This is a genomic window from Neolewinella agarilytica, from assembly GCF_900110645.1.
Taxonomy (GTDB): Bacteria; Bacteroidota; Bacteroidia; order Chitinophagales; family Saprospiraceae; genus Neolewinella; species Neolewinella agarilytica.
In genome coordinates this window covers 53,188-68,399 of sequence record NZ_FOFB01000014.1, presented here as the reverse complement: position 1 = coordinate 68,399, position 15,212 = coordinate 53,188, and the positions used below count along the sequence as shown (strand labels likewise).

Here is a 15,212-nt window from a genome sequence, read left to right as displayed (position 1 = left end):
CCAAGGAAGCACCCTATATCTAAGAGTGTATCTAAAACTAAATCCAGGAAACTTTGATTTTTAAATCAAGCAAGATTCGCCAAGGTAAAAGTCACATCCAGTTTAGCATTGCTAAACTGGGTGTGGCTTTTTTACTGCTATGTCCTCTGGTATTAGGAAGCCAGTCTTTATCAAAAAGCACTACTTTGACCGTTCTTGACGCAATATCTCAAGAACCAATCACTAACGTATATTTGCTGGACGACCAAAGACTGACGGTTGGATTAAGTGATGAAGAAGGTATCATCCGATTCTCAACAAAAAACTCGGCTTATTGGATAACGAGTCATTTGTCGTATTTGGCGGATACCATCTATCTACAAAACCTAATCCAGGACGAAACCATTTTACTTCATCCTGCGGAAAATTCCTTAAGCACTATATCCGTGACTGCTCAACCATCTAATGACGGATCAGTAGTATCGCTCAACGAAAAGCAAATCAGATCAGTTCCTGCTTTGCTTGGAGAGGCGGATCCTCTACGAGCCGCGCTACGTATTGCGGGAGTAGAAAGTGGCGGGGAGTTGAATAGCCGCCTACACGTAAGAGGAGGCCTACCGGGAGAAAACTTGACGCTCCTTGACGGAGTACCTATTTACAATGAAACCCACGTAGGTCCTCTTTTTTCTATATTCAACACGGACGTGTTACAAAATTTCACGGTGCATAAAATTGCTGCGCCAGCAGAGAAAGGCAGCGGTATAAGTGCTTTATTAGATGCAAAAACAAAGTTACCCGATTTCAATGTGCCACAACTTTCTTTTGGTATCGGCCCCATAAATAGCAGTGTTTATTATAACGGCCCGTGGATGAACAGCAAACGGACGGCCGTCGCGATCGGCTTACGCGGATCTCCGTTGAGCCTGTTAAGCTTGTTTAGCAAGAAAGAGAATTTAACCAACGCTACCTTAATTGAATTAGGCGACATCAACCTAGCACTGAGGCATGAAATAAATCCTAGATCTACTATTTGGGCTCGTGCCTTTTGGACTCATGACCTGGGCCTGTTTGCCCAACAGAGTAGCTTTTCTAACAATCCAGAAATAGTTGATATTCGTGAACGCAACACAGTGCGCTGGAATAATCGAGGATATTCCATTAAGTGGGACTACACTAAAGGAACAAAGTGGACAAATACAGCTCAGCTTTATGGCGCAATGTATAGTTATCAAATTGCGGAAACTTCGGAAAGTAGAAATTCATCAGGGATAACAATCGATTCTTCACAATTTTCCCTCAAAGGCTTCGTCGAGGATTTCGGGCTTCGTTTGCTCACCAAGCGCTACTACAGTTTTGGCCAGCTTAAATTCGGCACCAACCTCAAACAACTAAAAAGTTTACCTGTCGTACTTGAAGAGGAAGTGTTTAATGAATTCATCTTGTCTTCCACCAGAAAAGCATACATCGCGAATCTTTTTTTCAACTTACTGTATAATTCAAATGGCAAGACCGAACTAACATTTAGCGCGAAGCTAAACAACTTTTGGTCTGAAGGATATAATATTCACCTACCTACGGGATTCTTTAGTATTCAGCAGAATATAAATTCTGGCACTTCCGTAAAATTCACAGCAGAGCGGATAGCACAATTTGCCCATGCACTGCCTTCCTTTGGTGGAGCGTGGGAATTAAACTCATGGCTTTTGGCTTCTGAGGCGGCACCTGCGGCCGTGGCAAACAGAGCAGAAATCAGTTTGCAATATCCGCTTAGTGAACGCATAAGTATAGTCCAGGCGCTATACCTCCGCTATGCCTCAAATTTAGTTCGTGCGTCTACAGCAAATCTAGCGGATCTTTTCACCGGCGCCCAATTCACGCCCGACCGCTGTTGCGCTACCGATGGGAAAGCTAAAAATTACGGTTTAGAAACTTCCCTCAATTACAGCAACAACTCAAACTTAATCATCGGTATAAACTACACTCTTGCCCGATCAGTGAATGAATTCCCCCGCATTAATGCCGGTCAGCCATTCTCTCCCCGATTTGACCGTCGCCACTCTCTGAGTTTTTGGTTAAGCAAATCGTTAAAAAATAATCGATGGACTGTTAATGCTCAATTTATTTACCAATCAGGCCTGGCTTACACAGTACCAATTGCCCGAGTACCCTCGACTACTGGCATTGGATTAATACCCATATACGACCAAGTAAATAATACACGCTTCCCCGCCGCCCACCGTATGGATATGGGGGTTGACTATAAATGGAATGGCAAAAACAGTCACAAAAATACACTCAGCGCAGGTGTCTACAACCTATATAATCAAGTAAACCCGATTAATTTCAGCTTGAGGTCCAGAAGAAATCCGCCGCGAGATGGACTGTTCCCGAATCCCGTATTAGATACCCAAGTTTTTTCTGAAGGCGTTTTTGGATTTTTCCCTTATGTTTCTTTTAAAAAGAATTTTTCACTAAAACGTAAACAATAACTGATGAGTAGAGCGATCATGTTGCTTGCACTTGTGTTCTGTGGTTGCGTTCCACTACCTCAGGAGGTCGATATCGACTTTCCTTTTGAGAAACGAATTACCGTCTATGGGTTTTGGTCTTTAGATCGCCCGTACGAGTTATTCGTCGGCAATAGTATTGGATTCAATGAAGCAGGCACTTTAGATGCATTGCCCGATGCTACCGTGCTCTTAGCTGAAAACGGAGAAATCGTGGACAGCCTCCGTTTCGATCAAAATCGGTACGTAAGCACAAGCGATCATATTTTAAGAGCTGACAATACTTACGAAATCAGGATAAATCATCCTGATTATCCTGCTGTTAGAGCAGAAGTCACACCTCCTTTACGTCCAAACTTACCTGACGAATTTGTTTGCGTCTCCTCCGCCAATGATGAAACTATAGAATTAGTAGTGAAGCCATGGGTCGATAGCTTGTCTTTCAACTTTGGTTACTATCGCATTAGAGCAGACGGTAGCTTTTTCGAAGTAGACGAACCCTTAGACACACTTTTCCCAACATTCAACTTACGAAGACCTTTTTTACCAGAAGAAGAAGTCTCAGGTAATTTCCGGGTTAATAAAGATTTCCTGCTAACCCCTCCCACAGTATCAGAACCGACTTTGATCGAGTTGATGGGCATAGAATGTGTAGCCTACAGAATTAGCCCTCAAGGATCTGCTTATTCTGAATACGTAAGAAGGGTGAATAATTTACCATTAGGTTCCAATGAGCTACCGATAGTCGACCTTTCTCAACCAGGAAACATAGAGGGAGGCTACGGCTTGATTACTTACTATGAGGAAGTACGGCTGCGCATACATTTTTAGTGCTGTAATGCTCATACCCCGCATTAAAACCGGTAGATTTGATTTTTTCGTTAGCAAAGCCACTGGGCGAGTGTTTTGCCTGAAATTCACACCTACCAATCCACTAGTGGTCGGGGATTGAGATTCGACCTAGCTTAAGCGCCGTTAGCGTGGTGCTAGGTGGTGCGGAACGAACTTCAGCATAGCCGTGCTACGGTGGAGTTCGGGCCGTGCCGCATAGCGCCGCGATAACAAGCTTAAGGTGTGTCGAATCTCGGTTCCCGACCACTAAATCAACCCCATCCCCTTCGCCTTACGAATCAGATCCGCTTTATTATTCACGCCGAGTGCATCCATCATTTTATAGCGATGGGTTTCCACCGTCCGGCGGCTGAGGCCAAGTTGATCGGCAATTTCCTGATTCGTGTAGCCAGCAGGAATGAGCTTTAGAATTTCCTGCTGCCGCCGGGTTACGTTTACCTGGGGAGTGGGAGAGGCAGTCGTTTCGGTAGTTCCTCCCCCCTTATTGCCGATGATTTGGCGCAAGAGGATGTGAGACAGGTCCCCACTGAAATAGCGTTCCCCACCGTCAATGGTATGTATTGCTTTGAGGAATTCATCCCGGCTGGCATCTTTCAGCAAATATCCGTGAGCCCCGGCCTTGATGGACTGTAGGACATACTCCTCGCTGTCGTGCATAGAAAGCATCAGGCAGGGTGTGTTATTCCCACGGCTTTTGAGGGCCCGAACGGCCGCGATACCGTCCAATCGCGGCATCCGAATGTCCATAATTATCAGGTCCGGCTTTAGCAGGGCAACTACCTCCAGTGCTTCTTCGCCGTCACTGGCTTCACCAGTGACCAACAGGTCTGTTTCATCTTCGAGCAAAGACTTTATTCCGTCTCTTACCAGGGCATGATCATCTACTAAAACTATCTTGATCGGCATTATTATCGACTTTTCATTTACGGGGTAACATAGCCAAAAAATGGGATTAATTATCTTCTCCGCTGTCCGCCAGAATCTCCGGCAAGGGTACATTTATACTGATACGGGTACCACCTTCGGGGTTACTGCGCAGAAAGATTCTACCATTCAGGTTCCGGACGCGTTCTTCCATAAAGCTCAGCCCCATTCCGGAACCATCCGTTTTTTCGGTCAGATCTTCCCGTTCAAATCCCTCTCCGTCATCATCAATGGTGACACTCAGCAGTTGCGGCCCTGCGGAGAGGCTGATGAGGATGTAATTGGCCTTAGCGTATTTCACGGCATTATTGACCGCTTCCTGAACGGTACGATACAAATTAATTTCCGCAGTAGCCTCCAGACGAAAGTCGACATCTTCATTATGAAAAACGATCCGCTCTCCGGTAAGGCGGCTCAGCTCCCGGGCCATTTTTTCCAGGGCGGGCACCAGGCCGTAGTCCATTAATTCTGGTGGCGTAAGGTTAAAGGTTGCCAGGCGTACGCCCAGGATGATCTCTTTGCTAAGCGCGCGCAGTTGCTCAATCCGATCTTTGATCTGTTGGGGTTTATCGGGCCGCAGGCTTTCGAGGCTGAATTTCAGGGCCGTCAGCTTTTGCCCAATACCATCGTGGAGGTCCCGGGCTACCCGCAGCCGTTCCTTCTCCTGAGTTTCCACGATTTGGCGCGAGCGTTGTTTCCCCCGTTCGATCTCTTCCGACATTTTCTCCTGATTGAGTACATCCAGAGAATGTTGCGCCTCCTTACGGGCGGTGATATCGCTGGCCAGCAGAAATACTTCGGCCTCTCCTTCCTGCCGGGCCGGGAGGAGCGTGACATCGAGCCAGTATTCTTCCCCCCGTTGGTTCCGGATTAGCCATTCTCCCTGCCAGTCGCCAATACGGGCAGCGGTGATCAGCTCCGAAAAGAAGGCCTGCCGGCCTTCCTCCTGATGTAGCAAATGGCTCAGGGATTCCCGCCCGGGCCCCGAGCCTGACCGGGCCAGTAACTCGGCGAACTTCCGGCTGAGGTGGAGAATGCTGCCGTCCGCCCGGAGGGTGGCAAACAGGGCTGCCCGGTCAATGGCCTGGTTTAAGGCGGAGAGCTTCCCCAGACTGGCCGCCTTTTCCCGAACCGCTATTTCCGCTAACTGCCGGGCCTCGGCCTGGGCCACTTTCTCTTGCTCCAGCACCAGAAACTGACGGCGGACAAAGCGGCTGATGGGCTGAAAGATGAACAGTAGCTCCAGCAATAAGACAATGCCTACGGCCAGGGTAATCCACTTCTTGGTATTTCGTAGCCGATTCACCCGGTTAGTGGCCGCTTCGGAGATTTCCCCGACGATCATGTCCATTCTTGACAGGTAGGTTTCCGAGCGGGCGTTGAGCCCGCTGGCGGCCAGCCCCTGCTTCACAACTTCCATCGCATCCTGCGGTCCCACGCCCTTGTCTTGCATACCTGGCCCGGCCGACTGCACCTGCTCGCTCATCTGCGCCATCAGGGTGTCCAGCGCAACGAGCTGCGGCAGCACCCGATCCGTGGCTAATTGATCTTTAAGCCACTCGTGGCGGCTGGTCCACTCCGCAAGCTCAGCGGACATCAGGGAACGGTTGGCCGGGTCATTCTCCAGAAAACTGAGCTTGGCGATCCGCTGACTCAGCATCCGCTGCCGACCGGCAACGTTGATGATATTAGCGTCTTTTGCCTGTTCGGTCAGAAAGCTTTCTACCAGCAAATGCTCCCCCAGCAAGGCCAGTGCAATCAGGCTGAGCGCCAGCAGGTAAGAACTCCTGAGGCGGTTAAAAAGCTTACTGTCTACCGATTCCTGATCCGTTTTATTCATTTCCCAGCGCCTTATTCACCAACTCGCCTACGGCTGCCGGAAGCGCCAGTTTGAGCGCCGCAGACTGCCCGTCAGCTGACATTTTCCGCCAGGTTTTCTGTAAAATGTCGATCACCTTTTCCTCGGGATGGTCAGCGGCAAAGTCCGCCGCGTAATGCTCCAGAAAAACCAGGCAGATCACGTCTTCCAGCGTCTGTGTATCGGGGTCTTTCTTCAGGTTTTTCTTCTCCAGTAAAAACTTCGTTCGTTCCAGCGTTTCGGAAGAAAAACCCAGAGGAAGCAGTAATTCTTCGGCTCGCTTTGCGTGCCGTTTTTTCTGGGCGTTGCGCCAGTTATGATATCCAACTCTGTTCATCGGATAATCCGAACGGGGAATGACCCAGCGCTCCAGATGTTGGGCGCGGGCGGCCAGTTGAAGCGGGGGCGCGGCCGCAGGTGCAAAGTGGGTCAGGGCTGCCGTCATCCGTTGCCCGTACACCATTTCGTAGGGCAATAACTGCCCATCGACCTCAATGCGCCGGGAATCAGCCGCATTAGCGGCATCAATCACGGCATAAGCTTGTTCTATTTTACTTACGTCCACCATAAGCACAAGGTAGTGCTAATCGGCAAAACCTACGTATACGTAGTCGTCCTCCACTTTCACCGGGTATACCGCTACCGGCGGGCATTCACCGTTCAGGTTTTCGCCCGTCGTCAGGCTAAAGGTCTTTTTATGTAGCGGACAGGCCACCTTCGGAATACCATCCTGCTCCCCGATCAGGCCCCGCCCCAGCACGTTTTCCAGCTTATGCGGACAGAGGTTCTGGCAGGCATACCACCGATCTTGCCGGCTGAAGTAAAAGACTGCAATTTGCTTATCCCCGTATTTGATGGTGGCGCCGGCGCCAATGGGAAATTGATTCGTGCGGCCAGCTTTGAACCAGGTGGTCACCTGTTCGGGAGAGACGGTTTGGTATTGAGGGGTAGATTGGGTCATGTTGTAAGAATTTGGCAATTACGGCTTACTAAAACTGAGGGGTTCCGGCCGACGCATCCGATGAACTTTCACCGGCTTCGCCAGGTGAAAGATGCATCGGATGAGCGGCCGGCTACCACGCCTTCGGCATTTTCTGATCTCTCAGCCCGACAAACTCCAGTGTTTCATCCGGCTCATCGGTATTGACGAAGGTCTGGAAGCGAGCCCGTAGCTCAGGAGTTTCCACGGCTTCTTTCCACTCACAGCGATAGGCAGCCACGAGGCCTTTCATTTCTGCTTCGAGTTCAGCGTTGATCCCCAGCACGTCGTCAATGACCACGCTCTTGAGGTAGTCAATTCCACCTTCCATCTGTTCCAGCCAGGCGGCCGTGCGTACGAGCGGAGCAGCTGTACGCAGGTAGAACATCAGCATCCGGTCGAGGTAGAGTACAGCGGTTTCTTTGTCGATCGGGCCAGCCAGCAGGGCCGCGTGTTTGGGCCGGGCCCCACCGTTGCCGCATACGTAGAGGTTGTAGCCACCGTCAACGGCAATCAGGCCGAAGTCTTTGCCCCGCGCTTCAGCACATTCCCGGATACAGCCACTCACCCCACCTTTGAGTTTGTGCGGAGAGCGTAGGCCTTTGTAGCGATTTTCCAGTTCAATGGCGAAGGTCACCGCATCGTCCATTCCGTAGCGGCACCAGGTACTGCCTACGCAGGACTTAACCGTCCGTAGTGCCTTGCCGTAGGCGTGGCCGCTTTCAAAGCCGGCGGCAATGAGTTCTTCCCAGATCAGGGGAAGCTGCTCCAGCCGGGCACCGAAAAGGTCGATACGCTGGCCACCAGTAATCTTCGTGTAGAGATCATATTTTTCTGCAACCTGACCGATGGCGATGAGGTGCTTAGGGCTGATTTCCCCGCCCGCTACCCGAGGTACGACGGAGTAGGTTCCGTTACGTTGGATGTTAGCCAGGAAGCGATCGTTTGTATCCTGAATTACCGCCTGGGGGTTAGCCGTTTCCATATAAATGGTCGCAAAAAGGCTGGCCAGCGGGGGCTTACAGGCTTCACAACCGTTGCCATTACCGATCTGGTCCAGGGCTTCATCGTAAGTCCGGATGTTCTTCATCACGATGAGGTCCCGCAGTTCCTGCCGGGTGTAGGGGAAATGCTCGCAGATGAGGTTACGCACCACTTTACCCTGACTTTTCAGATAGGTATCCACCAGATCACTCAGCATGGGTTTACAGCCACCGCAGCCGGTTCCTGCCTTGCAGCAGACACCGAGGTCCTTGACGGACTGCGCCTCGCCACTGTCCAGTAATTCCGTGATTTGCCCCTTGCTGATGTTCTCGCAGGAACAAATAACCGCTGCGTCGGGCAGGTCCAGCACACCAGCCCCCGCCTCGGCTCCGCCGCGGGCACCCAGGATGAGGTCTTCCGGCTGCGGTGGCAGTGGCATATTGTTCTGAACAATTTGATGCAGCATGTTATAGTCTGAGGCATCCCCCACCAGAATACCTCCCAACAGTCGCTTACCATCTTTGGAAACATTGATCCTTTTGTAGACCCGGGCGACGTCGTCATGGAAGACAATCGAGCGGGCCTCCTCGGGCGACGTGAAGGGATCGCCGAAACTGGCCACGTCGGTGCCAATCAGCTTTAGCTTGGTGGACATATCAATGGCCTCCGGCATAGAGCCGGCCTCTGCATCAGCCATAATTGTCCCCAGGGCAACCCGGGCCATCTCGTAACCGGGGGCCACAAGACCGTAGATCATTTCCTGGTAAAGGGCTGCTTCGCCGATAACGAAGACATCCTCGGCACTGGTGCGCAACTGAGCATCGGCCAGGATGCCCCCTCGCGGGCCAACGGTGATGCCGGCCTGGCGGGCGAGCTCGTCCCGCGGCCGGATACCGGCCGAGATGATGAGCATATCCGTATCCAGCCGGGTCTCGTCTTTAAACTCCAGGTGGGTAATGGCACCATTACCACCAATAAGAGAAGTATTCTTTTCGCAGTGAATGCTGAGCCCAAGGTCTACCAGGGTATCACTCAACACCGCGGCGGCGGGCTCGTCCAGTTGCCGGGGCATCAGGCGGGGCGCGAATTCCACTACGTGGCTTTTGAGGCCCATGTCCATGGCAGCTTTAGCGGCTTCCAGCCCGAGCAAACCACCGCCCATAATGGTAGCGGAAGCGCCCGGCTTGCCCTTTAGCCCCTCGGCATAATCCAGAATTCCGTCCAGGTCTTCGATGGTCCGATAGACGAATACCCCTTTTTTATCCCGACCGGGAATGGGAGGAACAAAGGGGCTGGAGCCAGTGGCCAACACGAGGTAATCATAGTCCCAGGTTCCGCCACTTTCCGCCCTGATTCGTTTGGCATCCGTATCCAGTTCCGTTACCCGTTCTCCGCAGCGCAGCTCGATGCCTTGTTCGGCGTACCATTCTTTGGTAGCCAGACTAAGACGTTCGGCATCGCGGCTTTCAAAGTATTCACTCAGGTGAACGCGGTCATAGGCCGGGCGGCACTCTTCCCCAAATACCAGCAATTCGAAATCTGCGCTGCGCGCATGGCGGCTAAAGAGTTCACAGAATTTGTGCCCAACCATACCATTACCAATCAGGATTATTTTTTTCACGGTGTGCAGATTTAAAGGTGAAGAATACGTAGTTGCAAAACTAAGTATTTATTACGTATTTTTACGCAAAATACGTAAATTCTTTTCCTATGGGCTTTCCTCTTCCTTTCCCCTCCCGCATTACTTTGGTGGGTGCCGGCCCCGGTGACCCCGAACTTTTGACGCTTAAAGGGCTGCGGGCAATCAAAGGCGCTGACGTTATCCTCTATGATGCCCTGGTGAGTGAAGAATTACTCCAGTATGCACCGGTTGGCATTCCACGGATATTCGTAGGTAAACGTTGTGGAGCACACGCCATGGGGCAGGAAGCCATCAACGATCTTTTGGTCAGCAGTGCCCGGCAATACGGTCATGCTGTACGGCTGAAAGGTGGGGACCCTTTCGTCTTCGGACGTGGCGGGGAAGAATGGATGGCGGCCGCTGCGGCAGGGATTCCGTTGGTAGTGGTGCCGGGGGTAAGCAGTGCGCTGGCGGTGCCGGCGCTGGCGGGGATTCCCTTGACGCACCGCGGGGTGAGCCGCGGGTTCTGGGTGCTTACGGCTACCACGAAGGGACACGCACTCCCGGAGGATATGGAGCGGGCGGCGTCCTCCGGAGCAACGGTTGTCATTCTGATGGGCACACGCAAGATCGCTCAGATCGGAGAATTATTTGCTCGTCATCGGGCGAAGGGAACGCCGATGGCACTGCTGCAGTCGGGCAGCCTGCCTGCTTCAGAAACGACCATCGGAACCGTAAACGACACCCTTCCCCTGGAACAAGCTGCCAGCTCAGGTAGTCAGGGCATACTGGTGATTGGGGAGGTAGTGGAGGTTTTGGGCGCTACCGCAGGTGCAATGGAAAGCTTGGAGGCAAGGTGAGTTTTGAAGAAAGGCGCTTCACGCCTATCTACTCATCCATGGCTCGTGCTTTGCACTCGTACTCCCCGGACTACGGCGAGGCTCCGCCTCTGCCTTCGTCCGGGGCTAAGGACGTTTGATTCCCTACGGGATCTCCCTAACACCCGCCCGCTGAATAAATGATCAATATTCCGCCGGCCACCATAATCTTAGTCTCACTCATATCCCCTTGAAAGTGAAGACTTCCGTCATCAAGTATTTTGAGCAGCTCAGGAATTATTCCACCCTGCCCATTAAAGTCTTTTTTGTTCTTCACGGCTTGGTCGACATTCCAGAAACGGTTAGCCACCGTAAAGCCGTTTGCGATGGAGCCGACAGGGAAGGTTATCGTCGTACTCCCACCACCTTCGTACTCCTCGTAAGTAAGCGTCATTCCATTGGGGAATAGATACATATGTCGACTCCCCATCATTTTCCCGGTGTCATCCTCAAACAAAATTGTGTCTGGCAACCCGATAACTGAAGTCATCCAGGTTTCAAAGTCTTCTGAACGACTTCCTTTATCTTCAGGTGGACAGTAAAATAGGTAACCGTTAAAAACGTATCCCGTTTTACCACCATATTCCACACGTTCATATTCCCCCTCCATTAAATAGGGTTCGCCGATGGACGTCCCGTTCTCCGTCTCGTAACGGACACCGTCCATTGCTTTTACCTTCAGGTACTCCCCACACTCTCCCGTCATTTTCACTTCCGCTCCAAAAGGAATAACCATCATTTTTTCTCCTTCAGCATTCCCTTCTGCCCGCATCGTCAGCCCGGACTCCGCCCAGACGTATTGGGTGGAGAGGTCAATGCGCTTTTGGGCGGATAATATGGCTGTGAAAAGGAAGCAGATGAGCAGGAATCGCATAGTTGATGTATTTGATATTCCAAAGGTCAGGTGAGCAGAGTCGTCAATTGGTCTGATCCCGTAAGTGCAAAGAGAATTCAAGAATTCGTCCTGCTTATTCCAGTAATTGTGCTAATAGCTCTCCGGCAATAAGTTGACGAAAATCCTCCTCGTAATCACAGTTACCTAACACGACAATACCGATTTCTTCCTCCGGCAATAGTAACAGGTAGGAGCGGAAGCCGCGATCTCCACCGAAATGGCCGATACCGGTTCTGCCCTTCACCTTGAACCGTTGGAAGCCGAGACCGATCCAATCGGCTAACGCAGTCGACGGGCGGGTCATTTCCATCAGGGAGGCTTCTTTGGGTAAACGCCGGAGGAAACCAGCCATCCAGTAAGTCATCTCTTCCGCAGAGGCATTGAGCGTGCTGCTCGGCGCGTGCTCCCGGTTGTATGGATAGACCTTTTGTGGCACGACGGCTCCCAGTAGGTTTTTAGTGTAAGGCCGGGCTGTATTTTCGGAATCAAGTCTGAAATAACGGAAATCGCTAACGCTCATCCCGGCGGGTCGGAGAATGTCTTGCGCTACGTAGTCTTCAAAGCTTTGCCCACTCACTTTTGCTACGACCAGTCCCAGCAGGTCGTAGCCAAGGTTGGAGTACTGGATTTTTGTTCCCGGGCTTGATCCAGTTTCCAGGGAGGTGGATTTGAAGTAATTTTCTAAGGCCATGTCATCGCTTTTGCCCGAAGACCAGTCATATCCCTTTACGTCGGGTAATCCTGAGGTATGATTAAGCAGCTGGCGAAGCGTAATATTCCCGGCATCCTCATTAGCATAAGTCAGGTCCGGCAGTGTTTCAATCAGCGTCTGCTCGAGGTGAAGTTTCCCCGCATCCCGTAAACGCATAATGGCCAGCGCCGTAAAGACTTTGCTTATGGAAGCCGTATGAAAGGTGGTCGAAGCTGTAACCCGTTTTTTGTCTTTCAGCGATGCCCAGCCATATCCCCTGGCATAGTACGGCATTCCATCTTTTACGATTCCGATAGCCATCCCTGGCAGATCCAGTTCTTTCATATTCTTTATAACGACTTCGTCCAGGCCTTGCATCGAGACATCCGTAAATACAGGAACGGACTCCACAACTGGCAGATGTGGCGTTCCACAGCTGGCCAGAGAAAAGAGGGGCAAAATCATCATTAATAAAGTTCTTTGATGAGCTCTTGGCATAACTACGAATTTGGGAAAAGACCAGTCGGATGAGGACTAAGCGAAAAACTATGGTTTCAATGGCGTCTACAAATTCGGTAAGACTGGGCAATGCACAAAAAATATCGGACGAGCGAAGGGTAAATTCGACGGACAACCAGATCGGATTGCCATCAACTAAGCTATCACCCGCTTGTTCCCTAGCAAAACTACCACCATATGGCCGCCAAAAAAGATGCCCGCTTCGCTACCCAATGTATTCACGGTGGTCTGAGCCCCGACCCCTTGACCGGAGCAGTTATGACGCCTATCTACCAAACCTCCACCTACGCTCAGGAGGAGCCCGGCAAAAACAAGGGCTACGAATACGCCCGTACGGCTAACCCTACCCGGGATGCACTACAGCGCAACCTGGCGGCCATCGAGCAAGGTAAGCACGGTATTTGCTTCAGTTCCGGCCTCGCGGCGATGGACAATGTGCTACGGTTACTTCAGCCCGGAGACGAAGTACTTGCCTCCGACGATCTCTACGGCGGGAGCTACCGGCTGCTCACGGCCGTCTTCGGCCCCTTCGGCATCAAGAGTCGATTCATCGATATGCGCGACCCCGCTAAGGTAGAACAGGAAATCTCCGCCGAAACCAGGATGCTATGGATCGAGACGCCCACTAACCCAATGCTAAACATCGTAGACATTGAGGCCCTGACCAACATAGCTAGCGCTCATAATATTCTAAGTGTCGTAGACAACACCTTCGCCAGCCCCTACCTCCAGCAACCACTGACGATGGGGGCCGATCTGGTGCTTCATTCCGCCACCAAATACCTCGGTGGCCATTCCGACATCGTGATGGGCGCCATCATCACCTCCGACGATGCGCTCGCCAAGCGGCTTTACTACCTGCAAAATGCTGCCGGAGCCATCCCCGGTCCGCAGGATTGCTTTCTCGTGCTCCGGGGCATCAAGACCCTTCACCTACGCGTACAGCGGGCCTGTGAAAATGCCCGCCACATCGTTCGGGTACTACAGGACAATGACCTGGTCGCCAACGTCTACTATCCTGGAATAGAAAGCCACCCACGCCACGAAGTGGCAAAAAAGCAAATGAAGGATTTCGGAGCCATGATTTCTTTCGACCTGAAGGAAGACACCCTCGAAGCCGCCGCCCGGGTGATGAGAAACACGCATTACTTCACCCTGGCCGAGTCCCTCGGCGGCGTAGAGTCCCTTATCGGCCATCCGGCCAGTATGACGCACGCCAGCGTTCCCCGCGAACAACGCCTGAGCGTTGGGCTGACGGACAGCCTCATCCGGCTTTCAGTCGGGGTAGAAGATGCTGAGGACCTGGTGAAAGACTTGGAGAAAGCTATGTCCAATTAGCCCGCCAAGAAGCCGTCGGCTCCTACTCCTCATTCTCCTCCACTTCCGCGCTGATCATCGCCGCCTGATTCGGCGCTACCCGATTCTGTGGCAGGCAATTTCGGTAGTTTTCCTGTATCCAGTGGATGAGGTGTTCCCGGGTGCGGCAGCGCAGATCGAAAGTGGTACCGGCGTCTTTGGCGGAGACCAGCACACGGATGGTCATAGCCCGGTCGCTGTTCTCCGTTACCATCACGGACTTAACGCGCTCGTCCCATATATCCTGAAGCGGAAGCCAACGGTCTACCTCTTCTCGCAGAGCATCCACGGGGAAAGTGTAGTCTACGTATAGCAGGACGGTTCCCGTTAATTCAGAGTTGGTCCTTGTCCAGTTTTGAAAAGTATTATCAATAAAATACTGAAGTGGAACGATCTGCCGTCGCTGGTCCCACAGCCGCATAGTCACATAGGTGAGGGTAATCTCTTCCACCCAGCCATACTCTCCGTTAACGATCAGGGCGTCATCCAGCCGGATCGGCTGGGTGAAAGCGATCTGAAAACCGGCCAGGAGGTTAGCGATGGACTTCTGCGCAGCCAGACCGATGATGATTCCCCCCACCCCGGCAGAAGTAATTAAGCCGGTGCCGAAAGTTCGCATGCTGTCGAATTGCATCAGGATCATCGCCAGAATAACAATGAAAATGATGATGGCTGCAATCCGCTGTATATACTGTAGTTGGGTAAGAATTTTCCGTTCCCGCAGGTTATTCTTGTCATCAGCGTTGTAAAGAAACCGGATGGTATCCGCAGCTACGTTAGTAGACTTTACCAATAAAACACCAAGGAAGATGTACAGCAGCGTGCGAACAATCTGACGAAAAGTGGTGAGGTAAAAGACAGGATCTTCTTCGCTGTCGGTTAGAAAATTCGCCCAAAAGGAAAGCGTCAGGAAAAACGTCAGTAACCAGAAGACACTACTTCGGGTACGTTTCACGAATGCTTCGAGGGTAAAACTTTTGGTTCGTTTTGCAGTAGCGCTCAAAATGGGAAAAACAATCATGACTACCAGAGTCGCCAGCAGCAGGGAAACCCCGAACAGGATGGCCATTTGTACGAAAAGCGGAGTAGACTCTATCAGGGAGCTTAATTCATTCATAGCTGGAAGTTGTGGATAATCTTTAAGGCTACCCCTAAGTCAAAAGGGCGTA

12 protein-coding genes are annotated in these 15,212 nt (G+C 51.6%); 4 read left to right on the top strand and 8 right to left on the bottom strand.

Features of this window, described 5'->3' with window-relative positions; all coding sequences use genetic code 11:
- Nucleotides 1-53: 53 nt before the first annotated feature.
- On the top strand, nucleotides 54-2,468 hold the full coding sequence (locus tag BM123_RS13395) for a TonB-dependent receptor plug domain-containing protein (protein ID WP_175489379.1): 2,415 nt from the start codon (nucleotides 54-56) through the stop codon (nucleotides 2,466-2,468).
- A 3-nt stretch (nucleotides 2,469-2,471) separates the two neighbouring features.
- Nucleotides 2,472-3,317, top strand: a complete 846-nt coding sequence (locus tag BM123_RS13390; RefSeq protein ID WP_090169327.1) for a DUF4249 family protein — start codon at nucleotides 2,472-2,474, stop codon at nucleotides 3,315-3,317.
- Between the two features lie 267 nt (nucleotides 3,318-3,584).
- On the opposite strand, the gene BM123_RS13385 is transcribed toward BM123_RS13390, so the two are convergent.
- From BM123_RS13385 to nirB, 5 genes are all read right to left on the bottom strand, one after another.
- Complete coding sequence (locus BM123_RS13385; RefSeq protein WP_090169326.1) at nucleotides 3,585-4,244, bottom strand: response regulator transcription factor; 660 nt, start codon at nucleotides 4,242-4,244, stop codon at nucleotides 3,585-3,587.
- 46 nt (nucleotides 4,245-4,290) lie between these two features.
- A complete protein-coding gene (locus BM123_RS13380) occupies nucleotides 4,291-6,102 on the bottom strand; it encodes a sensor histidine kinase (protein ID WP_090169324.1) in 1,812 nt (603 codons plus the stop codon).
- Complete coding sequence (locus tag BM123_RS13375) at nucleotides 6,095-6,688, bottom strand: DUF4202 domain-containing protein (RefSeq protein WP_090169322.1); 594 nt, start codon at nucleotides 6,686-6,688, stop codon at nucleotides 6,095-6,097. Before BM123_RS13375 ends, BM123_RS13380 begins: the two co-directional genes overlap by 8 nt.
- 15 nt (nucleotides 6,689-6,703) lie before the next feature.
- A complete protein-coding gene (gene nirD / locus BM123_RS13370) occupies nucleotides 6,704-7,081 on the bottom strand; it encodes a nitrite reductase small subunit NirD (protein ID WP_090169320.1) in 378 nt (125 codons plus the stop codon).
- A gap of 112 nt (nucleotides 7,082-7,193) precedes the next feature.
- Nucleotides 7,194-9,704 (bottom strand): nitrite reductase large subunit NirB, encoded by a 2,511-nt coding sequence (gene nirB / locus BM123_RS13365; protein WP_090169319.1) that lies wholly within the window; start codon nucleotides 9,702-9,704, stop codon nucleotides 7,194-7,196.
- An 89-nt stretch (nucleotides 9,705-9,793) separates the two neighbouring features.
- Here nirB and cobA point away from each other — a divergent pair, with 89 nt between their 5' ends.
- Nucleotides 9,794-10,564: a uroporphyrinogen-III C-methyltransferase gene (gene cobA / locus BM123_RS13360; protein ID WP_090169317.1), complete on the top strand. Its 771-nt coding sequence runs from the start codon at nucleotides 9,794-9,796 to the stop codon at nucleotides 10,562-10,564.
- A 136-nt stretch (nucleotides 10,565-10,700) separates the two neighbouring features.
- Here cobA and BM123_RS13355 read toward each other — a convergent pair whose 3' ends face one another.
- The gene (locus BM123_RS13355; protein ID WP_090169315.1) at nucleotides 10,701-11,456 is read right to left on the bottom strand and encodes an SH3 domain-containing protein; all 756 of its coding nucleotides are present in this window, start codon (nucleotides 11,454-11,456) and stop codon (nucleotides 10,701-10,703) included.
- A 94-nt stretch (nucleotides 11,457-11,550) separates the two neighbouring features.
- On the bottom strand, nucleotides 11,551-12,636 hold the full coding sequence (locus tag BM123_RS13350; protein WP_175489378.1) for a serine hydrolase domain-containing protein: 1,086 nt from the start codon (nucleotides 12,634-12,636) through the stop codon (nucleotides 11,551-11,553).
- A gap of 228 nt (nucleotides 12,637-12,864) precedes the next feature.
- On the opposite strand from BM123_RS13350, the gene BM123_RS13345 reads away from it, so the two are divergent.
- Entirely contained in the window at nucleotides 12,865-14,025 is a 1,161-nt protein-coding gene (locus BM123_RS13345; RefSeq protein ID WP_090169311.1) for a cystathionine gamma-synthase, read from the top strand.
- 22 nt (nucleotides 14,026-14,047) lie between these two features.
- On the opposite strand, the gene BM123_RS13340 is transcribed toward BM123_RS13345, so the two are convergent.
- Nucleotides 14,048-15,160 carry a mechanosensitive ion channel family protein gene (locus BM123_RS13340; protein WP_090169309.1) on the bottom strand — a complete coding sequence of 371 codons (1,113 nt, stop codon included), beginning with the start codon at nucleotides 15,158-15,160 and terminating at the stop codon, nucleotides 14,048-14,050.
- Nucleotides 15,161-15,212 lie beyond the last annotated feature (52 nt).

Coding starts and splice junctions, on each gene's coding strand:
- BM123_RS13390 (WP_090169327.1), top strand. CDS start 2,472: ATGAGTAGAGCGATCATGTTGCTTGCACTTGTGTTCTGTGGTTGCGTT.
- BM123_RS13385 (WP_090169326.1), bottom strand. CDS start 4,244: ATGCCGATCAAGATAGTTTTAGTAGATGATCATGCCCTGGTAAGAGAC.
- BM123_RS13380 (WP_090169324.1), bottom strand. CDS start 6,102: ATGAATAAAACGGATCAGGAATCGGTAGACAGTAAGCTTTTTAACCGC.
- BM123_RS13375 (WP_090169322.1), bottom strand. CDS start 6,688: ATGGTGGACGTAAGTAAAATAGAACAAGCTTATGCCGTGATTGATGCC.
- nirD (WP_090169320.1), bottom strand. CDS start 7,081: ATGACCCAATCTACCCCTCAATACCAAACCGTCTCTCCCGAACAGGTG.
- cobA (WP_090169317.1), top strand. CDS start 9,794: ATGGGCTTTCCTCTTCCTTTCCCCTCCCGCATTACTTTGGTGGGTGCC.
- BM123_RS13355 (WP_090169315.1), bottom strand. CDS start 11,456: ATGCGATTCCTGCTCATCTGCTTCCTTTTCACAGCCATATTATCCGCC.
- BM123_RS13350 (WP_175489378.1), bottom strand. CDS start 12,636: ATGATGATTTTGCCCCTCTTTTCTCTGGCCAGCTGTGGAACGCCACAT.
- BM123_RS13345 (WP_090169311.1), top strand. CDS start 12,865: ATGGCCGCCAAAAAAGATGCCCGCTTCGCTACCCAATGTATTCACGGT.
- BM123_RS13340 (WP_090169309.1), bottom strand. CDS start 15,160: ATGAATGAATTAAGCTCCCTGATAGAGTCTACTCCGCTTTTCGTACAA.